General features: G+C 63.8%; 13 protein-coding genes and 1 pseudogene. 5 read left to right on the forward strand and 9 right to left on the reverse strand.

The features are described from left to right. Nucleotides 1-84: 84 nt before the first annotated feature. Entirely contained in the window at nucleotides 85-837 is a 753-nt protein-coding gene (locus BM417_RS20410) for a maleylpyruvate isomerase family mycothiol-dependent enzyme (protein WP_093596585.1), read from the forward strand. A gap of 47 nt (nucleotides 838-884) precedes the next feature. Here the strand turns inward: BM417_RS20410 and BM417_RS20415 are convergent. Next, nucleotides 885-1,844: pseudogene (locus tag BM417_RS20415) on the reverse strand (acyltransferase family protein); the annotation flags it as partial. 139 nt (nucleotides 1,845-1,983) lie between these two features. Here BM417_RS20415 and BM417_RS20420 point away from each other — a divergent pair. The 3 genes from BM417_RS20420 to BM417_RS20425 all read left to right on the forward strand — a co-directional run bounded on the left by BM417_RS20420 (nucleotide 1,984) and on the right by BM417_RS20425 (nucleotide 4,221). Next, nucleotides 1,984-2,661, forward strand: a complete 678-nt coding sequence (locus tag BM417_RS20420) for an MBL fold metallo-hydrolase (protein WP_093596588.1) — start codon at nucleotides 1,984-1,986, stop codon at nucleotides 2,659-2,661. Nucleotides 2,662-2,798: 137 nt separating this feature from the next. After that, a complete protein-coding gene (locus BM417_RS46885; protein ID WP_143138725.1) occupies nucleotides 2,799-3,386 on the forward strand; it encodes a helix-turn-helix domain-containing protein in 588 nt (195 codons plus the stop codon). Nucleotides 3,387-3,585: 199 nt separating this feature from the next. Beyond that, complete coding sequence (locus BM417_RS20425; RefSeq protein ID WP_143138726.1) at nucleotides 3,586-4,221, forward strand: DUF2637 domain-containing protein; 636 nt, start codon at nucleotides 3,586-3,588, stop codon at nucleotides 4,219-4,221. 172 nt (nucleotides 4,222-4,393) lie between these two features. Here the strand turns inward: BM417_RS20425 and drmC are convergent, their stop codons facing one another. The 4 genes from drmC to BM417_RS20445 are packed head-to-tail and all read right to left on the reverse strand — an operon-like array spanning nucleotide 4,394 to nucleotide 12,153. Continuing rightward, nucleotides 4,394-5,098, reverse strand: coding sequence for a DISARM system phospholipase D-like protein DrmC (gene drmC, locus BM417_RS20430; RefSeq protein WP_093597895.1), 705 nt, complete (start codon nucleotides 5,096-5,098; stop codon nucleotides 4,394-4,396). Then, nucleotides 5,088-7,133: a DUF1998 domain-containing protein gene (drmB, locus tag BM417_RS20435; protein ID WP_093596594.1), complete on the reverse strand. Its 2,046-nt coding sequence runs from the start codon at nucleotides 7,131-7,133 to the stop codon at nucleotides 5,088-5,090. The genes drmC and drmB overlap by 11 nt, the downstream gene beginning before the upstream one ends. Continuing rightward, nucleotides 7,133-10,843 carry a DISARM system helicase DrmA gene (drmA, locus tag BM417_RS20440; RefSeq protein WP_093596597.1) on the reverse strand — a complete coding sequence of 1,237 codons (3,711 nt, stop codon included), beginning with the start codon at nucleotides 10,841-10,843 and terminating at the stop codon, nucleotides 7,133-7,135. The genes drmB and drmA overlap by 1 nt, the downstream gene beginning before the upstream one ends. Next, entirely contained in the window at nucleotides 10,840-12,153 is a 1,314-nt protein-coding gene (locus tag BM417_RS20445; RefSeq protein ID WP_093597898.1) for a recombinase family protein, read from the reverse strand. The genes drmA and BM417_RS20445 overlap by 4 nt, the downstream gene beginning before the upstream one ends. 140 nt (nucleotides 12,154-12,293) lie before the next feature. Here BM417_RS20445 and BM417_RS46890 point away from each other — a divergent pair, with 140 nt between their 5' ends. After that, on the forward strand, nucleotides 12,294-13,484 hold the full coding sequence (locus BM417_RS46890) for a type IIL restriction-modification enzyme MmeI (protein WP_143138727.1): 1,191 nt from the start codon (nucleotides 12,294-12,296) through the stop codon (nucleotides 13,482-13,484). A 22-nt stretch (nucleotides 13,485-13,506) separates the two neighbouring features. Here BM417_RS46890 and BM417_RS20455 read toward each other — a convergent pair whose 3' ends face one another. The 4 genes from BM417_RS20455 to BM417_RS20470 all read right to left on the reverse strand — a co-directional run bounded on the left by BM417_RS20455 (nucleotide 13,507) and on the right by BM417_RS20470 (nucleotide 23,039). Continuing rightward, the gene (locus BM417_RS20455; RefSeq protein ID WP_093596602.1) at nucleotides 13,507-17,550 is read right to left on the reverse strand and encodes an Eco57I restriction-modification methylase domain-containing protein; all 4,044 of its coding nucleotides are present in this window, start codon (nucleotides 17,548-17,550) and stop codon (nucleotides 13,507-13,509) included. Further along, nucleotides 17,550-20,822 (reverse strand): DISARM system SNF2-like helicase DrmD, encoded by a 3,273-nt coding sequence (gene drmD, locus BM417_RS20460; RefSeq protein WP_245822036.1) that lies wholly within the window; start codon nucleotides 20,820-20,822, stop codon nucleotides 17,550-17,552. Before drmD ends, BM417_RS20455 begins: the two co-directional genes overlap by 1 nt. Before the next feature lie 469 nt (nucleotides 20,823-21,291). Further along, complete coding sequence (locus tag BM417_RS20465) at nucleotides 21,292-21,804, reverse strand: flavoprotein (protein ID WP_093596605.1); 513 nt, start codon at nucleotides 21,802-21,804, stop codon at nucleotides 21,292-21,294. A 20-nt stretch (nucleotides 21,805-21,824) separates the two neighbouring features. Next, a complete protein-coding gene (locus tag BM417_RS20470) occupies nucleotides 21,825-23,039 on the reverse strand; it encodes a helix-turn-helix domain-containing protein (protein WP_093596608.1) in 1,215 nt (404 codons plus the stop codon). Nucleotides 23,040-23,151: the final 112 nt, after the last annotated feature.

The raw sequence follows: 23,151 nt of genomic DNA on the forward strand, positions 1-23,151 counted from the left end.
GGCCGCTGTCGCATTCCCCTGAGCAGGCTTTACTCATAGTCTGGTCACTTCGATCAGAGCCTCAACGTCGGGGAGAGGCAGCACATGACCTACACGCCGTCCACGCAGCACACGTCCGTACCTGCTCCGCGGGGGGTGCCGGACCGGCACATCACCGCGGTGCGCGAGGCGACGGACGTGCTGTACGAGGTCGTCGAGGAGCTGAGCGAGGCCGCCGTGCGCGGACCCAGCCTGCTTCCCGGATGGACCCGCGGACACGTCATCACCCACCTCGCGCGCAACGCCGACGCGCTGGTGAACCTGCTCACCTGGGCCAGGACAGGGGTCGAGCACCAGGCCTACGCGTCGCGCACGGACCGTGACGCGGACATCGAAGAGGGTTCGCGCCGCATCTTCCAGGTGATCAAGGCCGATCTCGACTCCGCGTGCCAGCGCTTCGAGGCGGCGTGCCGCGAGTTTCCCGCGCACGCGTGGCGTTCGGAGGTCACCGCGCCCAAGGGGCAGGCGATCCCGGCGTCCGCGGTGCCGTTGTTCCGGCTGCGCGAGATCTGGATCCACCTCATCGACCTCGACGCGGGCGTCGGGTTCGACAACCTGCCCGCCGACATCGTCGGGGAGTTCGTCGACGACGCCGTCGAGCAGTTCGCGGGCAGGGTCGACCCGTTCAGCATCGAGGTGACCCTGCCCGACGGCAGTCAGCGCAGCTGGGCGGTCAACGGCCCGGCGAGCCGCAGCTCCGTGAGCGGGTCGGCGAGCGCCGTCCTGGGGTGGCTGACCGGCAGGACCGACGGCACCGACCTGCGCGGTGAGCTGCCGGAACTGCCCGACTGGATCTGAGTGAGCAGCCGGTAGGCGGGGCGCTCGACGAACTTCGTCAGCGCCCAGCCGAGCACCAGCGCCGAGGTGACGAACCCGGCGAGGATCCACCAGGACCGCAGCCCAACGGCGTGCATGCGGTCCATCACCACGGTGCCGATCTGCTGGTGCACGAGGTAGACCCCGTACGAGATGCCCGCGAGCCACGTGATCGGTTTTGCGATCGGGTTGAAGAACACCCAATCGGGTCCGGCGGCCGCCGCGCACACCATGAGCAGCAGCACGGCGAAGCCGAGCGTCGATCCGTACTCGGTCGTGTGAATCGCCTGCGCGATCAGGGTGGCGACGAGGAGCGCGGCCAGGTGCGGGGTCTTCAGCCTGTCCTTGTGCCACAACCAGATCGCGATGCCGGCGGCGAACAACTGCGCCCTGTGCAGCGCGAACCCGTTGTAGATGGTGAACAACGTGTGCGAGTGGTCCAGCAACGGCCGGAGCAGCAGCGGCGTGACGATGAGCGCCCACAGGAAGACGCGGAGCTTCGTGCCTCTCAGCCGCTTCACGAGCAGAGCACCGGCGATGAACGCCGCGATCTGCACCGGCACCGTCCAGTAGGCGAAGTCGACGATGTTGACGTCCGGCATCCACTGGTTGATCAGCAGCAGGTTGTAGACGACGTCCCTGCCGTCGAGCTGACTCCACCCCTCCGGCGCGATCCATCTCTGCACCGCGTAGGTGAGCAGCACGGCCGCCATGTACGCGGGCAGCAGTCTGGCGAGTCTTCTCCACAGGAACTGGCCGGGTCTTCCGCTGTTCAGCGAGGCACAGGCGAAGAAAGCCGAGACGACCATCAGCGTGCTGGCGCCCATCGACATCGGGAAGGTGAACGGCAGCGGCCCGAGATCGGGGTGACTGCTGACGCTCGTGAGCGTGGCGTGGTGAAGCAACACGCACCCGATGGCGACGACGCGAAGGACGTCCCAGCTGACCCTGCGGGCCGTCCGGGGCTTCTGTCGTTGCGCTGGAATCACGAGAGGCGGGGACCTGTTCGTTTGGTGCTTTCGGAGTACTCGGACGTCGAAGCTTGATCCTTACTTACCCTATGAGTGAGACCTGTATGCAACCTGAAGGTGTGCGTCTCGCCGCATCGAGCGACTACCGTCTGCCACCGTGGACGTACTCGAGAACTACACCGGTCACGTCGCTCCAGACGGCCCCGCGGCCCGCCGCACCCTGGACGCGCTGACCATCACGAAGATCTCCGTCGGTCCGATGGACAACAACGCCTACCTGCTCGTATGCCGGTCCACGAACGAGGCGTTGCTCATCGACGCGGCCAACGACTACGAGCGCCTGTCCGACCTGTTCGGCCACATCCCGAACCGCCCGCGGCTGCGCACGATCGTGACCACGCACCAGCACGCCGATCACTGGCAGGCGTTGGGCGCCCTAGCCGGAGCCCACGGCGCGAACACCGTCGCGCACGAACTGGACGCGGCCGTCCTCCCGGTCCCGCCGGACGTCCTCGTGGACCACGGCGACACCATCAACGTGGGAGAAGTCCCGCTCTCGATCATCCACCTGCGCGGCCACACGCCGGGCTCGATCGCCGTCGTCTACGACGACCCGAACGGCCACCCGCACCTCTTCACCGGAGATTCACTCTTTCCGGGTGGTCCTGGGCGGACAACAAGTCCAGACAACTTCGCAAGCCTGATGGCCGACCTGGAAGAGCGCGTCTTCGGCAAACTGCCGGACGACACGTGGTTCTACCCAGGTCACGGCGACGACTCGACCCTAGGCGTCGAGCGTCCGAAGCTCGCCGAATGGCGCGAGCGAGGCTGGTGATCTTGGCCGAACGGGGCCGCCTACCGACGTAGGCGGCCCCGTTCGCTGTTCCAGCAACGCGACGGGGCCTCGATCGGACGTGGAGGTCCGACCGTGCGCACATCGTGCCGCATGACCCTCATCACGGCGGTGACGCCGTGAGCATCGAAGCGATCGCGTGGGCGCTCAACAGCGCCCCGATCCCAACCAACCGCAAGGACTCAAGCTCACTCGCAGTAGTCCTCGTCGGCCTCGCCAACCACGCCGACCCGTTCGGGCGAAATTCGTTCCCGTCGGTCGCGACGCTGACCCGCTACACCCGCTTGTCCGAACGAACCGTGCGCACGACCCTTGATCGTCTTCACGCGTTGCGCCTGATCAAGCCATCAGACCCGGACATCCTGGCCGCGCACATCAAGCGCGCGGACCGCCGCCCTCAGGGCTGGGACCTCGCGATGTGTGACGAGGTGCACGTCTTGCACCTCGCTGAGCAGGACGGGGTGCAATCAAGGCGCAACGAGGTGCAATCCACGACGCGACGGGGTGCAAGCACTGCACCCGATCCTTCCCTTAACCGTCCGAGGAACCGTCCCGCGCCGAGCGCGCCCGCCAGGCACTCGGCGGTCTGCGGCGAGTGCGACGCTCGTGACTCCGATCCCGTATCGGCTCGGGTCATCTGGCTTGACGAGGACCGAACTCGCTCGTCCCTGTGCCCGCGCTGCCACCCGGCGGTGATGTCGCGATGAGCCGCGTTCACCTCTCCTACTCCGAGCCGGTCTCTCGGGTCCATCCACGCGGCTGGACGTCACCGGCGCGCTGCTACGAGTCCCGCGCTGCGGCGGAGAAACTGCGCGACGCGACCAACTTCTTGTCCGGCCCGGACGCAGCTCGACGCCGCACCTGGAACTTCACCTCGTGCAGCTGCTCCGAGCCTCGGCAGGATCGGTGGCCGTCGTGAACGAACCCACGATTTGGATCAAGCGAACGTGCGTCGTAGCCGTCGCTGCGGTCGCAGCCGTGGCTGCCGTTGTCTCGTTCGACCACATGCGGGCGCTCGCTTCGGATGCCGGTGAAGGCTGGAAAGCTTGGATCCTGCCGATCTCGGTCGACGGCATGCTCGTCTCGGCGTCGTTGGTGATGCTCACCCGCAAGCGGGCCGGCCAGCCAGTAGGCACGCTCGCTTGGATCGGCCTCGTCCTCGGACTGCTGGTGTCGCTCGCCGCGAACGTCGCAGCCGCCGAGCCGACACTGATCGGCCGCCTCGTGGCAGCGTGGCCACCGGTCGCACTCGGCCTGTCCTATGAACTCCTGCTGACCTTGATCCGCGAGACGGCGACCGTTCATGAATTCTCTGACCAGCGGGGCGTTGAGGCTGCCTCGATCGTTCATGAACACCAGGCTCCCCTCCCTGAGGCTCCACCCAAGCGCTCGCGGAAGCTTCTGCAGGACTACGTCAACGAGGCTCGTGAACACCTGGGCCCGGACGTGAACATCACTCCGGCGTGGGTTCGCGAAGTAACCAACTGCTCCCGCGGCCTGTCACCAAAGATCGCGGCAACGCTAAGGGCTGGCGTGCAGTGACGGCTCAGGCAAGCGGTGAGGTAGTCCGTACCTTCTACGTCAGTACCCGTCGCGCGTGCCCCGATGGTCACGGATGACGCACGGCTGACGTGGCCTACTCACCACTCACGACCATCTCGCCGGTCTCGTTCAGCGATCTCGGCATGATCCAGCGGACCTACCTTCGAGAGCGTCAGACCAGCTGGTAGAGCAAGCCGTGTTTGCTTTTCATGGTGGACTCGACGGACTCGGCGAGGGCGGAGTCGCGGACCAGGAGGCCGAACTCGACGTTCCGGTTCTCCGCACTGAACGAGAAGTTGGCGCTGGTCAGCATCAGGACCTCGTGGTCGATGACGATGAACTTGGCGTGGCTGACGACTTGCTTGCCGTTGGGCAGTTCGGCGGACTGGTAGATGGTTGCGTTCGGCAGCTGGGCCTTGATCTTGACGGCGTCGGCCTTGTCCCCGTCAACGTAGACCGTGACGACGACTCCCGGTTGCTGGGACGCTTCTCTGAGCACAGTCCACATCTGGGAGGTCTGCTCGAAGTTGTACGTCGCGCATACGATCGATTGCCGCGCCGCCCGGACAAGGCGATGGAACTCGCCCGTGAGGTGTCCGATGTTCGCTTCGTTGCCAGGCATGGTCCACACCGGAGTCAGGTCGCGGTGCAGCGACTTGGCTCCGGCAATGGCACGCAGGACGCTTGCCGCTCGTTCGCCGTCGGTGTGGCTCAGACCTGCCGCGGCGAGCAGCTGTTTGGCCTCCTCGCGCCGAACGGCGTTGATGACGGCGAGTGCCTTGATGGTGTGTTGTCTGGACGCGAACTGAACTGCTAGCGCCTCAGCTTCGCTGGCAGTCAGAAACTCTCCGAGGACGCGGAAAGGGTCAGAGGGCATCCACACTCCCGAAGAACCCAGGCACAGACTCGCCCATGGTCGTTGGAAGGTTCAGCAGGAACCGACGGTCGAGGAAGCGGTTGGCCTTTTCACAGGAAGTCTCCGACGCGAACGAGCAGCAGTGACACGCTGCACCGTGCAGGAAGTCCTCTGCTGCGCTCGGGGTTCGCATCGCACAGACCGGATCCGAAGAACAGCGCGACGCCCGGCGCAGTGCGGACACCACAAGACGATGCAGGCTCTTGGGTTCGGAGAGCGCGACGAGGCCGCCGAGGGTTCCGTCGCTGTCGGAAGCGGTGGTGCAGATGAGCAGACCGGCAGCAGCTTCACGCTGAGTCGAACTGTCCCAGCCGTAGATCCGCTCGGTCAGGCTGGCAGATCCATACCCACTGGACATCGCCATCTCGCGAATCAGCACGTGAGAAAGTGTGTGCAGCAGCCAATAGCGAGGTAGGGGCAGGCGTTCGTCAGGCTCGACCTTCTTGGCAGTCTCAGAGAACCGTCGCCTGAAGTTCAGCTCGTGGGCGGCTCGATGCGACTCCCACAACGAGCTCGACCTGATCGTGCGCTCCCAACGCGCAACAGCATCGAGGTCGAGCTGAAGGAAGATCCCCTCCCCGCGGTCCTCTGTCGCCGGCACCCAGGTGGGGTTTCCGTTGCGCGTGAGCTTGACCAAGCGACTGGCGAGGTCGTTCACGCGGTCCATCTCATCGAGACGGGTGAAGCCGAGAACGGCGTTGACCTTCTTCATCTTGTTAACTGCCACGACGCGGCTAATCATCGAATGCAGTTCGCCGTTGCGCGGCATTTCGGTGACCATCAGGCCGCTGGGGTGCTGCTGCTGCGGGAACAGCGTTGGCTTCTGGAGGTACCGCCACTCGGGAACCAACAGGTCGACCGGATCCCACTCGGCGCGCTTCTTCTCATGCTCCTCCGCCGATTCCGGCGGAGCCAGCACGTCGGCAACCGCGGCAGCGATGTCCGCGTCCGCAAGACCATCGAGGTCGATCTTGTTCGCGCCCGCCAGCGCCCTAATGACATCAATCTGGTGGCCGAATTGCTCGACCTGCTCATCGCCGAGCTTCAGTCGCAACTGGTCGGCAAGTACTTCCCTTTCCTCAGCCTCAGTACGAGGCATGACGATGATCGACTGAGTAGAAGCGAACCAGAGGTTCGATGCACCCATCATGATCAGTGCAGGGCGGACGTCGCATGCGCTGTCGAACGCGTTGAGGTGCGGGTGTCGCCCTCGGCACTGCTGTGGGAGTTTCTCCCGACCGACTGAGCCCTGCGCCTCGGCCATGCCTCGCGTCTTGCCGCACGAGGCGCACGCAATGATGGAACCGACGCTCTTGCCGACGTTCGCATCGCGCATCTTCAGGTCGGGCAACTCGGCCTTGAAGCACTTGCTGCCCCTGTGTACCCACAGCGAGTACGGGAACTCGTCGAGGTGACCGTTGGTACAGGTCAGCAGGTGCTGCGCCGGAACGGCGGGGCTGCCTGACTTCTTGTTGGACTTGCCGCCTCGACCAGGGCAGTTCTTGTGGGCGAACTGCGCCAGGTCGGGCCGAAACGGGTGTGTGTTGGTGTAGCTGAAGCGTGGCAGCGGACCGAGGTAGTCACATCCGGTGCAACGGAACCATTGCGGGAACACTCGTGCCGGGATGCCGAGGTCGGTGCCTTCGTTGGACATGCCCGTCCGCTTCGGCTGCCACGGGAACGGTCGCAGCGCATCAACCTGTCGACCGAGGTGCAGCCGGACAACATTGAGCAGACGTGGCTCGACGATCGTCGGCACGTGGTCGCGGCGCTTCCAGATCAGCTCCCAGTCGCTGAGGCCGGCGGGCATGATCGAGAAGTTCGGCAGGTCCATGATCGCGCCGGGACCGTAGGTGTAGAGCAGCGAGGACGGACGAGCGGAGCCAACCTTTGCGCGGTTCTTGACCACGCCTTCTTCGGCGTCGCCGAGCGGATCGAGCAACTCCTGCTCGTCGTGCAGCATGTCCTCACCCGACTCGGGCAGCAGGTCGGTCATCAGTCCTCCTCGCCGAACGGCAGGGTCCAGTCAGGTACGCCTTCGGGTGCCCGACTGAAGAGTCGCTCGGGCACCGGACTGACCAGCAGATTGATCTCGGGCTGAACTTCACGCATGGAGTTCGCAATGACGAACGGCGCTTCAAGAGACCCGCCAGCTGATGCTTTGGCATTTTCCGGGCTGATGATCAGCGGCAGGTACTTGCCACCTTCTCCGGTGCGCTCGTACACCAGCGTTCTGTGCATATCCGTGGCGCGCTTGGCGCGCTCAGCCCAGCGGTCAAGCCGATTGATCAACAGGTCGCCGGCTCGCTTGGCCGCTGTCTCATCGGACGCGGCAGCCGCGATGCGCTTCTTGAGTTTCTCGGTGATCGCCTCAACGACAGTGCGCTGGTCCCTGATTCGCCACGCATCCCGCTCTGGGGACAGGCCATCACTGACAGCGGCTTGCAGAACACGTGCCGCACTGACAAGCAGACCGTCGATACCGCGCGCCAGCGAGGTCGGTGAGTAGGGCGTCACGGACAGAGCTTCAACCTGGGCGTAGAACGTCTCGTGGTAGTGCCGAAACTGCTCGAAGTGTGCCAAGTCGCGTGGCCGAGCCCAGTTGCCCAGCGACACCACAAGCCCAGGCCGTGCGGACGCGTCACGACCGACGCGCGAGGAAGCCTGGATGTATTCGGCTGTGTTCTTCGGCTGCCCCACCACCAGCATCAGCCCAAGCCGCTGGACGTCAACGCCGACCTGCAACATCGAGGTAGCCAGCACCACGTCGAAGGGTGAGTCGGCTTCGCCGCGCCGCGCGGCCTGCTTACCGTCCTTCAAATCCGCCATGCGCTGACGGAAAGCGTTGGTGGTGTCGTAGTCCGGATCGAACTCGAGCCCGAGGCGGTCAAGTGTCGCGCCGATTTCTGAGGACGCGATGCGTGAGGTCAGCTCGCCGGTCTTCAACAAGCCGAAGCTCGCGCCAAGGCGGCTCGGGAACCCCGAGTCCTTGCGAGGCCGCTTGACCCGGTTCTGGACGTCGTCAGCGACATACCGCGCCATACCGGCCAACTCGCGTGTGGCGTTGAAGTAGCCGACTACCGTCATGTACGGGTCGGCAGGGGCTCCGGCCCTGTCCAGCAGCAGCTGCCCTGCGGAAAGCAGGACCTCCGACACGCGGATCTCGACACTGGACAGACGCACGCCCTGAGCGCTGACACCGATGTAACGACGACCTGGGTTCCTCTCATTGATCGGGACTTCCTGGGAGAAGAACGTGTCAGCAACGTCCAGTACTTGCGGTGGAAAGATCTCAAGGTCGCGTCCATAGAGACGGCGAACCTGTTCCTGGGCGTTGCGCACCGTCGCGGTCGAGGCGACGATCAGTGGCTTCACCGGTGCGCCGTCCGGCTTTTCCCACGAGGACAGAGTCTCGACGGCAACTTCAAAAAGACCTACTGAGGTTCCGAGCGCGCCGGTGATGAGATGCAACTCGTCCTGGATGATCAAGTCAGGCGGACGAAGCCGACTGACCGGAACCACCGTTGCCGCTGGCATTCCGTCACTGGCCGGGTGTGAGCCGACCTGACATGGCGCATAGTCAGCGTGGACATAGCCATGGCGACCGCAACGACGGCTGACGTACCCGAACAACGCGGCGGCCTCGCCTTCACGGGCCAGGCGGGCGAACTTGTCGACCGTGGCTATCAAGAAGGACGGCGTGAGGCGGTAGATCTCCTCGTCAACGGTAAGCACGGGAAGGCCCTCGTTGACGGCTCCTCCCTTGGAGAACGGACACCGAGCCAACTCATCACCGCAGTGAACGAAAACGCGCCGCTTCGTCGCGTTGGCCTTCACGTGAGCCGCAGTGATCGGCGTGCCGCACCACGGGCAGCGCTGGATCTGCAGAACGGTGAGCCGGTGCCGACCGAACTCGTTGGCCTTCTTGAGCTGTTCATCAGCCTCCTCGAACCGCTTGGGGCTGACATCGGTTCCAACCCACAGACCGATGCGGAAAGGCTCGCTGCCCCAGGTCACTTCGTCGTCACGGCGTGCGAGTTCGGCAGCGCACACGAGCGCGGTCGCACGCTGGAACTGCTGCGCAGTCAGCAGGCGCAACGTGTAACGCATGAGGACCGCAATCCCGTCGCGGCCGTCCAGTTGTCCATCTGCAGACTCCACGACGCCCTGACGACGACGGATGGCGAATGCATATGCGGCAAGGCCGAGGTACGCCTCGGTCTTGCCACCACCAGTCGGGAAGAACAGGAGCTCGACCTGCGACTGGTGCTCCGCACTGCGGATCGACGCACCGGGATCGGTCAGGGCACCGAGCTGCATCAAGATGAAGGCGAGCTGGAAAGGGCGCCACGACGCAGCCGCGGCACCCCGTTCCGCAACAGTCTCCTGTGCCCGCTCGATCGACAAGGAGGCATCGGCCGAACGCAGCGCGGCCACCTGAGAAGCAATGCGCTGGTCTCGCATCACCTGGTTCATGAACTGGAAGCACCGCAACGCTTCCCCGTCACCGGTAATGTGTTCCAGCCCCACGTTCAGCCGCGTGTGCACCTCCCTGGCCCGCCACAATGCGAACTCAGCAGTCTCCTGGAGATGACCGGGCAGCTTCGCCGCAGCCGCTTCCTGAATGTCAAGCCATCTCCCGTAGCCGTCCACGAGTGGCGCGAGCCCAGCTCGCAGATCGTCGGCGGAAGCCGACACCAGTGCGTCCATGGACAGCAGCGCATCTTCGACAGATCGAGCCCTAGTTTGCGGCGTCTCACCAATAGGCAGCCAAGTCGTCTCGACCGTGGTTGCCCGACGCGACCCGGCCTTGACTGTCCAATCAGCCGAACAAGTTCGTCCGATAGCGAATTCCAGCCGGTTGCGATACTGGAGGTTGAGCTGTTTGACCTCCTCGTCGTGCTCAGGCCACTCCTGCTCCAGCGTGTCCTGCACCGGCAGGAACGCCTCAGCACCGCCCGCATCGACCACAAGTTTGGTCTGGAACATCCACATGCTCAGCGGGATCGGCATAGGCGTTTCACGGTCGTTGCATAGCGCAATCTCGACCAATACCCGGCCATACCTCGGGTCGTTGTAGCGGTCGATTCGCAACACGATCGACTCTCTCAACTGCACGGTAGCCGTCTGGCCATGCGCGAGGTCAGCCAGGCGGATCGTGCGAGTCTCCTCGACCGGTGTGCGCTGGTACCCCCTGATCGGGCGGCCCGCTTTCGAGACCTTCTCAGTCTCGACCGTCTCGTACGTCCCCCACGACGCAATGACCCGGAACGCCTCGAGGTCACCGGGTACCTGGAATCGCAGGCCCATCGACGCCGGGATCATCAGCCCTTGTTTTGGAGCGCGATCCTCGGCATCGTCATCTTCGGCATCCGCCTCGGTCTCATCGGCCGCGTACGCCGGCACACCACGCCCCTCGGCCATCCCGTCGCCATCCGTGCGTACCTCGATCAAGTCACCGCCATCGGTGTCGCTAGGAGACGCTGTCGCCGAGCCGACCAGCTTCACCGGAGCGATGTGCCCGACGAGGTACTGCGAGCGTGGACTGAAGGGCAGCATCTCCTCGGGGCCGTGACTTGGACCAAGTAGCTCGCGTTGCAGGATGTCCACGAGGTTCTCGCGCACCGCGTACGACGAACCGTCCAGCTCGTAGCTCAGCTCGTACGACGCCTGCGCGGCCGCCGTCTCTGTGGTTGCCTCCGTCACAGCGGCAAGTCTGCCGTAGTGGCCTTAGAAGTTCCGGTAGGCAGCGGTTTCGCGCGCCAACGGAGCAGCACCCGCTCCTCGTCGAAGTAGCGGCCGATGACGCCGCGGCGGATACGAAGGCTCTCAAGCTGCGAAACGAGGACCTCTCGCCTGGCTAACTCGTCGTTGCCGGCAGCGCTCCAGCGATCCTGGACGGTCGCCGCTGCAAGCGGCTCGCTTCCCCGCTCTGTCAGAAGCCGTTCCACCAGGTAGGGGTCGAACGTAGTCCGACTCAAAGTCTGTTTGCATCTGGGGCAGTAGATGATGGGGCGCTTCTGGTTCGTTCCACGGCACATGTACACATCGCAGTCGTCGCAACGCGCGACCCGTGACAGAAATGGACTCGTCGACTTCCGATCAGCACGCTTGCGCGCCTGAGGGCTATCGCGTGAATCAAGAATGGATTGCAGATGAGCGAACTCTTCGGCTGTAACCACAGCCAGTGACTCGTCAATCACTGGATTGCCGTTCTCGTCTCGAACGACCGCGAACGGGTCGACACGCTTGTCACCCTTTCCTCTGCCTGGATTGTGTGCCGTCATCCCAGCCAGGATGGGATTGCGCAAAAGTTGATCAACCGTCTGACGGTTCCATGCAACGTTGTCCACCTTGCGCTTCGCTCCCCCAGGCAGCGGCGCACCAACATCGGTCAACCACCTGGCGACGGCGTTGACGGCAGAGCCACGCAGAGCCATTGCGACGGCTTCTGTGAGCCAATGGATCCGCTCTAGGTCTTTGACCAGCACCCGGCCTGGACCGTCTGGGTTCGCTGCCGAACGGTACCCATAGGCAATACCGCCGCCTGCCCACCGACCATCCTTGAGCAGTTGGGCTCGCGCCGCGCGAACCCGTGCCCTGATGGCCTCAGCCTCCATCTCTCCGAACACAGCCAACATGACCGCGAAAGCACGACCTTGCGGGCTGGTCATGTCGATCGGATCCTCGACGGCGACGAGTCCCGCACCGCGCTGCTGCAACGTCTCGTCCGCATGGAGGAAGTCCAGCACCCGCCGGGCGAGGCGGTCCACCTTCCAGATGATCACAGCATCGAAGCGGCTCGTGGAGAGCAAAGCTTTCCAACCCTTGCGATCTTCAGGCCGACTGACAGTCGCGGAGACTCCGTCATCGATGAACTCGCCAACGACCTCCCACCCACGAGCCTCCGCGTACCTGCGGCAGGAGTGGAGTTGCCGGGAGATCGAGACGGACTCTTCCTTGGTAACGCTCAGCCTGGCGTAGAGGGCACACCGGCGAACCTTGTTGACGTTCATACGAACCACTGTGGCGTGTCAAACGATCTTGCCTACCTCTTTTCGAGTGCACCTCACTCCTGCAGAGGAACGGCACCGTCGGCCTGATCGCCACCAACACCCTCGCCCAGGGAGACACCCGCGAAGTCGGCCTCGACGCGATGGTCGCCAACGGCTTCACGATCACCCGCGCCATCCAGTCCCGCTCCTGGCCCGCATCGAGCGCCAACCTGGAGTACGCCGCCACCTGGGGCACCCTCGCCCCAGTCGCCGACACCGTGCCACGCGTCGCCGACGACATCCAAGTACGCCGCATCAGCACCCTCCTCGAACCAGCCGGCCGAACAGAAGGCAACCCCATCCGACTAACCGAAAACTCCGGAATCGCCTATATCGGATGCTACGTGAGAGGAATGGGATTCATACTTGAGGCCGACCATGCCCAGGCATGGATCTCGGAGGACGCCCGCAATGCCGAGGTGCTGTTCCCATATCTCAACGGCGAAGACCTCAATCAGCGGCCCGATGCATCGGCGGCCCGTTGGGTCATAGACTTCAACGAGCGTTCCGAGTCGGACGCAGCGAAGTACAAAAATCCATTTGAACGAGTCGCGCAAGTAGCCAAGCCAGATCGCCATGCAAACAAGGATAAGGCTGTTCGAGAGCATCCATGGTGGCGCTTCTGGAGAACCAGCCCAGGGTTGCGCAGGGCTAGCGCGGATCTCGATGAAGTGTTGGCAATTGCGCGCGTCAGTAAGTCTGTCATGCCCGTGCGTGTTCCGACTGGACAGGTCATGAGCGAGCAGGTGGTCGTGTTTGCATCTGCTGGTTACGGAGACCAGGCCGTCCTGTCATCGAACCTGCACCAGATCTGGGCCATCACCTACGGCTCTGGCATGCGAAACGATCCGCGTTACACCCCATCTGACGTCTTCGAGACCTTCCCCCGGCCAGCTCCTTCGGAGCAACTGGAGCAGGTCGGTCGCACCCTGGAGGGGGAGCGTCGTGAGATCATGATTCGTCGCAACATCGGCCTGACCAAGCTCTACAACCTGGTTAACGACTCGGAGCTCGCGGACTCCGTTGATCAGGATGTTGCACGTCTTCGGGCGATCCACGTTGAACTCGACCGAAGGGTCATGGATGCCTACGGCTGGCCTGACATCGCTCTTGATCACGGATTCCACACATACAGACGGATGCAGCGTTGGACGGTGCACCCGGCGGCCCGAGTTGAGATCCTTGACCGTCTCCTCGAAGAGAACCATCGCAGGGCGGGGGGCCAGCAGCAGAGCGTCCGCGCGCCGAATGAAATCGAGATCCCTAAGGCGGAGGGGACGCTCTTCGACTGATCGAACCAGCTTGCTGATCGGATCAGTCGAAGAGCGTCCCCTCCTCCGCTGGGATCGTGCCTGCTGGCGTGGACGATCGGGTGCTGCGATCCGCCCTCTCACGGCGGTGATTCTCCAGCAGCAGGCGGTCGAGTGCTTCAACACGAGCGGCGGGACAGACCGTCCAACGCTGCACGTGGCGGTAGGTGTGGAAGCCGTGGCCTAGAGGGACATCATCCCAGCCATACGCAGCCATAGTTGCCTCATCGATCTCCACGTGGATCTCACGCAGCCGGTCGATGTCGTCGTCTCCATCGATCGCGGGGTCGTTGACCAGGTTGTAGAGCTTGGTCAGGCCCAAGCCGCGGCGCGCCATGATCGCGCGACGCACCTCGTCAAGGCAGCGTCCAGCGATGTCGAGGCGGTTGGTCACCTCAGGTCGTGGAAACGTCTCGAAGACGTCAGACGGTGTGTAGCGGACTCTCGTCTCCAAGGTCGAGCCGTAGGTGATGGCCCAGATCTGGTGCAGGTTCGATGACAGGACGGCCTGGTCTCCGTAACCAGTGGAGGCGAACACCCCGAGCATGTGGCTGAACACCTGACCAGAGGAGACCCGTATCGGCATGACGGTCTTGCTCACCAACGCGATAACCAGCACTTCGTTGAGATCAGCAATGGCCCTGCGCATTGCCGGACGCTTCTCGCCGTGCTGCCACCAGTAGTCACGGTAGACCTTGCGATTGTTCTTCATGCGTTCAGGTTTGCCCCTCTCCAGCACTCGCATGAATGGCAGTGCGTACTCGCTTGCTGCGTCCTCAGTGCGGTCGTTGAAGTCGATGACCCAGCGGGAAGCGGAGGTGTCTGGGCGGGAATTGAGATCCTCGCCGTTGAGGTAGGGGAAGAGTACCTCAGTGTTGCGCGGATCTGCATCGATCCACGAGGCAGCTTCATTGACTTCAAGAATAAAACCCATTCCGAGTACGTAGCATCCGATATAGGCGATTCCGGAGTTTTCGGTTAGTCGGATGGGGTTGCCTTCTGTTCGGCCGGCTGGTTCGAGGAGGGTGCTGATGCGGCGTACTTGGATGTCGTCGGCGACGCGTGGCACGGTGTCGGCGACTGGGGCGAGGGTGCCCCAGGTGGCGGCGTACTCCAGGTTGGCGCTCGATGCGGGCCAGGAGCGGGACTGGATGGCGCGGGTGATCGTGAAGCCGTTGGCGACCATCGCGTCGAGGCCGACTTCGCGGGTGTCTCCCTGGGCGAGGGTGTTGGTGGCGATCAGGCCGACGGTGCCGTTCCTCTGCAGGAGTGAGGTGGCACGGAGAAAGAAGTAGGCGACGAGGTCCGCGCTGCCCCGGCGGCCCGACGCAACGTTGTAGACGAACCAGTCGCGGACAGGAGCGCCCATCGCGCCGGTGAGCTTCTGGCCACCGAGAAAAGGCGGGTTGCCGACGACTGCGTCAAACCCGCCGTTGTCGATCATGACGTCGGTCGCCTCAATGATCCAGTGCAGAGGCTTCCAACGCTCATAGTCCGTCTCAACCGCCGGCTTAAGGCGGTCATTGATAAGCGAGTCGAGGAACGCGCTGTCCTCGCCGCCTTGGTCTGGGTAAGCCGCGCGGGCTGCGATGCGCAGGTTCTCGTACGCCTCGTCGAGTGCCTTACCAGGCTTTCCTCCGAGCGGAAGACCGGCGGCAACGACACCGTCAGCGAGCTTGCGAAGATCTGAGGTCACCTCTCGGAACTGGGCGAGTTGACGACATTTCGCCGTGCTGTTGCGGAATGGATCGGTCTCGTCGATCTCTTCCAGCAGGCGGCGACGGATCTCGGCGGCTCGCTGGAGGATCGAGTCGACGTCGATGAGGCGGCTGAAGAGGGATTCTCCGCGATCGTTGGCCGGGTTGATATGCAGCCGTCGAAGTTGGTCAACACTGGTCAGACCGAGCAGCGAGTTGCCGATGAAGACCTTGTCATCGACGAACGAGAACGGCAGGTCACGGTCGAGTGACACGAGCCAGAGAGAGAGCTTGCACATCTCGACGGCCATGTCGTTGATGTCGGCGCCGTAGAGGCAGTTGGCGACAACCTGTCGCATCGCGCGAGTGTAGAGGTCCTTGCGTCCGAAGTTGGCCGGGTCTTCCGTAGTCAATGCCTCGACCACGCGTTCGGAGAGGTAGCGGGCAGCGGCGACGAGGAAGGCGCCGGAGCCACACGCGATGTCAGCGACCTTGAGTTCCAAGAGTTCGTCGGAGGGCCTGAGCTTCCACTGCTCCTCAGCAGCAGTTTGGTGTGGACCAGGTGAGTAGCAAAGTGGCTGAAGCGCGTGGAGAACGACCTCTTCGGCCAGTGACTTGGGCGTGTAGTGGGCACCGGCGTTCTTGCGGGACGGCGTCTCCTTGACGAGGAGACCGCCCTCGAGGACGACAAAGGGGCGCATACGGAGGTCGAGCCGAATCAGCCCGAGCCACGGCTTCACCCGGTCACGCAGATGAAGATCATCGCCGACTGCCTGGGTGAGCGCGCTGACGACACCGGGCTCCACTTTGGCGCTGATCGCCTTGGCGATGGCGGCAGCGGAGGACGGCTTCGACGATGGCTGATCATCCTCGACGAAAGACCGGATCGCGGCGGCGAGCTTCTTCGGGTCAGTGTGCTTGGCAGCGAGCGCTTCAAGCGTCGCGAGGGGTATCTCGGGCTCCTCGCCTGGCGTGCCCTTCAGTCCAACGGTGGTTTCGCCGGCAATGACCGCGGTGTAGCCGAGCAGGCCCTCGTAGATGTAGCCGATCTGTTCAACGTCGATGTCGCGGAAGGAGATGCGGCGCGCTTCGCCCTTGATGTCGGCGATCTGGACCGACCGAAGGACGTGGAGCATGACTCGGTCTGACACAGTGATCGCGAGCGTGCCCTGTTCGTTCGTATTGGTGAGGAACGGGAATCTCACCGGGTCGAACAGTGAACCACCGTAGGCCGGCATGCGGAGGTTCTCGAAGCTGGCGCCCTGGTAAAGAGCCTGACTTGTGGCGAGAAGTCGGTGCCAGGTAAGCGATGTGGAGTCGAGCGCTTCCTCGCTCTCCTCCGTCTCGCGTTCGATTAGACGGTCGAGCTCGCGGGCGATGCCGTAGCCCTGCTCGAACAGCTCTCCAGATGGCAGGAGTCCTCGTTCCTCAGCGAAAAGCAGGAAGACGACTCGCATCATCACCGTGACAGCGCCCTCATAGCTGTCGTGGGTGCGTTCGGGCAACGGGTCTGGGAGACCACGGCGACGTTCGTCGGCGGCAGACTCGGAGAACGACTGGACTAGCAGTTCCGCAGCTCGCCGCACCTGGGAGCCGAGGGCCTCGGTGATCTCCTCGGCCGCGGCGACTGACTCCTTGAAGAGGACGGGGAGACGCTCAGCCGGGTCACCACCGACGAGGTGCTGGCGGCCGATCAGGGTGAAGAACGCGTCGCGGGTGCGGGGCTCCTCGACCCAAGTCAGTGCGTCGACGATGCCGGATGCGGCCATCGTGCCTTCGTGTACGCAGACCAAGCCCCACCAACGACCGTCGGTGACGATGCCGATTGGGATCTTGTTCTCCCGCAACATCACCTCGACCCGATCAATCGGGTTCGCCGCCCACAGGTCACCAGACGTCTGGCGCAGCGAGTCGAGAGGTTCGACGACATGGACGAGGGCACCGATTCCGTCGGCGCCGTTGAGGGCTGCCTGCGCCCGGATTGTGACGGCATGGCTGGGTGACTGCGCCTCGATACCTGGAACCTCGCCCCACGACAGGGACTCGGCCCAACCCGCAACATCACGCAGAACCGTTTCGATCCACTTGTCGCGGGCGACGCGATAATCGTCGAGGGCGGACTCGGAGTCCGGGAACCGGTCGAGCCGCTCCCACACGGCCTCGAAGTCCTTGCGGGCGCCGGTAAGCGCGTTCTTGCGGTCAGCGGCGAGGCTGGGCATTCCTTGAGGCCATACCCGCTTGAGCGGCGGAATGGCGAGGAACGGGCCCTCGGCATCGACCAGTTCGAGCCATGCCCGGTGTTGGTCGGGGGCGTTGATTACCTTGCGGCCACGTGACGTAGCGCGTGCCATTATTCGAACCACCCGTCTGCGTCGCTGCGGGTCAACGCGAACACAACCGCTGCTGCGGTGGTGTGAGGCTTGACGTCTGCGTATCGGCCAGTGATGGCCGCAATCTCTCGCGCCTCTTCGTCATCGAGCTCGTCAAGACGACGGGACATGGCGTCGATGTCACGCCTCCACTGACGCTGCTGGTCAGGGTCGCTGAACAACTGCCCACGCGCCTCAGCCTCTTCGTCCCTCAGTCGAGCGAGTGAGTCTCGCAGGTTCGCACGGAAAGCCGCGAAGATCTCCTTGGCACGCTGCACGTCTGCGCCCTGACGCCTGGCGAGTTGCTCCACCACCAGCTCGTGCCGCTTGCCGGCGCGCGCCTCCATCGACTCTTCAAGCCGGAGACGAAGTGGAGCGTCAGGGACGTTCCACAGCTTGCAGAGCTGATCGCGCACCCGCTCATCTGCAGGCGACAGGTGCTCGCGGTCGAGTGCCTTGTCGAGTGCCGCTTCGGCCTTTTCCTCGGCCATTGCACGGCGTCCCTTCAACCGGACACCGGCGAGGAAGACTTCCTCATGCAGGCGAACGCCACCTCGCCCGACCAAGACCATCCGGGTGACCGCTGCGACGAAGGACTCGTCGAGATCGTCGACCACGACAGCTGTCACACGGCTCAGCGGTGAGTCGACGCTCCAGAGTGAGCGGCGCAGAAGTCTCTGAGCCTTTTGCACGATCGGGTGGCCCAGGTGGACATAGACGAGATCGGCGCGTCCTTCTGCCGCTTCAGAATCGAAGGTGATGGGGCGAAGAACGCCGGGATTGAGACGGGTATCGAGTCCGCGCAAGGTGCCGTGCCAGCCAGCCGTGAGGACCGGGACTGTGAAGACCTCAGCATCCGTGTCCTGCGCGAAGTCGTGGTTCGGTACGAGCGGTGACTGATGGTTGATGCGCAGTGCGGTGTCGACGACTCGCCGGAGGTTGGCTGGGTCGAGGTGCATCTCGGTGCGCGACAGGCGATAGCGCTGCTCCAGCTGCGTCAAGCGAGCGTTGAGCTCCATACCGCCTGCGAGAGCGGAGTTGATGACCTCGTTGGCGTCGAGACGCTTTGACTTCACCTTGGTCAGAGCCCGCTTGCCGAAGTGACCCTGGATCTCTTCGCCGACGACCTGGTTAGCCGACCCCAGGTCGTATTCGACCTGGGCGATCTTGCGGGCGATGCGCTCCATGAAGCTCAAGTCGGCACCGTAGGTGGACGAGTCGGCCACGGGGACGAAGTGGAACACCTGGGGTTCCTCGGTCTGGCCGTAGCGGTCGATTCGACCGATGCGTTGCTCAAGACGGGACGGGTTGAACGGGATATCGAAGTTCACCAGGCGATGGCAGTAGGTCTGGAGGTCGATGCCCTCACCTGCGGCATCAGTAGCGAGCAGAACCCGCACGGGCTCCTTCGCAGGGTCGGCGGTGAACTGCGAGCGGATGTACTCGCGCTCGTCCGTCGGTGTCGAGCCCTGGATCACCGCGAGGCGATCGCCTGCGTAGCCTCGCTGGTTCAGGACTCGGGCGACCCAATCGATCGTGTGGGCGTATTCGGTGAACACAACGACGCGCTCGTTGGACCATGTCCTGCCGTCCGGACGGCAAACGGCCTCAAGGAAACCGATCAGCCGGTCGAGCCGAGAGTCAGCACGGCTCTCGTAACTAAGCCCCCACTCCATGAGGGCTTCCAACTGGCCTGACTCGGCAGCGATCAGCGGGTCAGAGCTCTTGGACTCCCGAAGCTTCTCAGCCTCGTCCTGCTCCCACAGGCCTTCTTCTTCATCTGCCTGCCCCTCGCCGAAGATGTCGTCGTACTCATCGTCCGACAACCCACGACCTGCCTTGGACGACAGATAGTGGCTCAGCGTCATCCCGAATGCGAACGGGCTGGAGAGGAAGCGCTTCTTCAGCAACATGGTGACGATGTCGCCGCCAGGTTTGGTGCCGTTCTGCTTTGCGCTCTTGGTGACGATCTCGTCCAGCAGAGAGAACATCTCCTGCTCGGAGTCGGACGGCGTGACGTCGAGAATGCTGACCTTGCGCTGCTTGAAGCCCTTGCCGGTCAGGTCGGTCTTGAGCCGCCGAACCGTAACGTCCTTCAACGCGACGGGGTCCAGGTTCGCACCGCGGGCGAATCGACGTGGATCGATCATCGCCATCAGAGCGGTGAACGACTCCGGGTGACCGTTATGCGGGGTCGCGCTCAGGAACAGGCGGTGCTCAGACTTTTCTGCGATCTGACGGACCGCGACCGTGCGTTGCGTGTCCACGGCGTAGCCGCGGCCACCAGCGATGGCCGACGGGCTGGAAGGTGCGACGTGATGAGCCTCGTCGACCACCAGGACGTCAAACGCGTACCGTCTCCCGGTCCTGGGATTGGTGGCCTGGGCGTATACATCACGGAGCAGCCGTTGAGCGCGGACCTGCGGCAGCCACGCCATGCTGACGATCACACGAGGGAAGAGTTGGAACGGGTTGGCATGCAGGCCATGGGTGCGACGCACCTGCGCCATCAACTCGGAGTTGACGACCGTGAACTCCAGTCCGAACTTCTCGCGCATCTCGTCCTGCCACTTCAGCGCGAGGCTCGGCGGACACACGATCACCGCAGTGCGTGCACGGTGCCGCAGAAACAGCTCCTGAATGACCAGGCCTGCCTCGATCGTCTTGCCCAGACCGACGTCGTCCGCCAGGAGGAGGTTGGCACGGGGTGCACCGAGGGCGCGGCGGAGCGGTTCGAGTTGGTATGCCTCGACGTTCACGCCTGACCAGAAGGGTGCCTGGTAACGGTTCGGATCGGCACTTGTGACCGCTCCCCAACGCATCGCGTCGATGAATCCAGCGAGCGTTGCCGGTTCGTCGAAGGCGTCCGCGTAGACGATGTCCGGCAAACCCTGCGCCGGCGTGACGGTGTGGCCGACTTCCAGCTCCCACACCACCGAGAGCTGCTCACCGAGACGTTCCTCGTCCAGCGACTGGAGGACGACGACATGGGAAAGCTGCGCGGTCGCCTCATCAGCCGGACTGCGTGGCAGCCCTTGAGCGCGAACATCGGCGACGGCCCATGTCGAGCCACGCACCTCGACAACCTGCCCAGGCTCGGGCAGGGGCGGTATAGCCGATGTGCTGCGCTTCGAACTCTCCGCAGCGACCGTGGCGGTATCAATCCCAGGCACGACTAGAAACTTATCAGCGACCTGCACCGAAAGCGTCCCCTTCGCGAATCCCTCCGACGCAAGACGCTGGCCGAGCAGCACGATTCACTCTTTCGGCAGCAGCAAGAGGCGATCCATGTCGGTGTCGTCCCTCTGCGCCGCTGGAGATCCGACCAGCGCAAACCGATCCAGGACTCGATATCGACCCCGCTGTCAACCGCCTGCTACGAGCGTGGCCAGCAGAAGTCGTCCAGGAGAAAGTGGTCTGGATCTGGGCAGCAGACTCGCGCCAGCAACTGGATCTCCCATCGCCTGTAACACTGCGCAGGTAATAGTCGATATCTTCCTCCAACGCCAATCAATCCACTGGACGGGCCACGGTCCCAGCACAAATTGGTCAATGACCGTCTCTGCAAATACGCCTCGCACTCAAGGGGCCGCTGACACTCGAACGCGAGACGCAGGTCACTGCATGGGGTTTCCGTCGCTCGTGACGTTCTACAGCCGGCACGAACCTGAAGACTGTTCGCTTTCTTCTGACAACTGCGAGTCGGGGGACGTCGCCGAGCCTCTACATGCTGGCCTTCACCGCATCCAATGCCGCCTGCCACGGGTACGAGTCCATGACCTTGCCGCCAGTGCGAGGCGGATGCGGGATGAAGCCACCTTCCCCAAACAGCACGGTCACATCGGACTCTCGCAGCTCTGCCACGCTGCGATGGAAGACCCGGTTGTTCGCCAAAGCCGTGTTCACAAACGGAAGCACGGCGATGGGTACGCCGAGCCCAGTCAGCTCGGCCAGCTGGGTCAGCACGTAGGTGTCGGCTATGCCAGCAGCCCACTTGTTGATCGTGTTGTACGTAGCAGGGGCCACGATGACAGCCGCAGCTTTGGGCAACGCCGTCTGTCCGGCCCGTTGGTGCCCCGTCCGTACCGCGTGACCGCTGAGGGCTTGCAGTGCCTCGAGGTCGAGGAAGTGCTCAACCGCGGACGGCGAGGCGATGCACCACACGTCCCAGCCGTCCACCTGGGCCAGCTTCACCATGCGGTCGATGTGGTCTGCTGGACCTGCTCCGCAGATCATCAGGTATAGAACGGGTGCACTCACGCTTCGACTCCCGCACGACTGGCCATCTGACCGACGAGCCGGGCTGACTCGCCGCTGGTGTTACCCAGAAGCGATCGCAACAGGCCGTGCGCAAGCGGCCGACAGCGAACCTCCTCGGGTGCGATCTGTTCGGCGCGACCCAGCATCCGCAACGCCTGGCGGTAGTTGCCGACGCCGGTATGCGCCTCGGTGAGGTCGAGCAAGTAGTTGGACTGCCGCTCGGCAGACAAGCCAGCGACCGCCTTGGGGTCGATGCTGGCGGCAAACTCCAAGGCCTGTCCGCACTCACGGAGCCGCACCAACGCCGCTACTCGGTGAATTTGGGTGTTGGTCAGCCCGAAGAAGGTGTGATGGTCGTTGTAGTGCGGCTCGTACCGCAGGGCCGTCGCGCGTGCTGCTTCGTGCATGTCCCGCGCAAGACCTGGATTGTCCTGCTCAGCCGCAGTAATGGAAGCGGCCAGGTACAGCATCCCGTGCAGCGATAGCAGCTCGGCCGCGTTGGTGTTGACCTCACCGTGCATGCGATCTGCCATCGCCAGCAGCGTGGTGATGGCCTGAGCCTGTTCATCGATGCTCGTCATGGCGCGGGCGACACTGCGGGTGGCTCGCGCGAGAGACCAGGTGTCGTCGACGAGCATCGCGGTGTGCATCGCTCGGTCAGCCGCCAGCCAGGCGACGTCGTTGGCCTCGAATTTCAGCAGCATGGATGAGGCCAAGCGGTAGACGGTTACTAGGACGCGATAAGCCGCCACCTGGTCACGGTCAGAGGCCGTCTGGACGGCTCTTTGCGCCTCGGCCATCAGCGACGGCAGATGCCGCGCTACGACGGTGAAGCGCGAGGTCATCCACGCATGGTCCAGATAGGACGCTTGGCTCGTGACGGCCTCCAGCGCAACGACTTTGGGCGTTCCTGTCTGCAAGCCGGGGTAGGCCGCCAGTGCGCGGCGAATCGACTGCACCTCGCAGGCGTCAACGCACTGCCGGGCGCGCTGGGCGCGGGACTCGTCGCTCAGGACGGCCGGGTCCAGTCCGAGCGCCTCGGCCACCCGCTCGATCATGGGCAGCCGCACCAGCTCGCGTTCACCGGATTCGATCTTGTCCAGCCATGAGGTGGAGCGTCCGACCATATCGGCGAACTGCTTGCGGGACAGCTTGCGCCGCTCCCGCCAGTAGCGCACTCGCGCGCCAATGTGCTCGTCAGATGGCTCCATGCATCACCTCCCGGCTCCTTGAGAAGACGGTTTCACTTTACCGATCAGACAGTCACACATTTTGTACAAGCCGTGACGCGCCGTCGCTCTAACGTCCTCGTTGGCACCCAGC

The sequence above is a fragment of the Lentzea waywayandensis genome, from assembly GCF_900115955.1.
GTDB classification, from domain to species: domain Bacteria; phylum Actinomycetota; class Actinomycetes; order Mycobacteriales; family Pseudonocardiaceae; genus Lentzea; species Lentzea waywayandensis.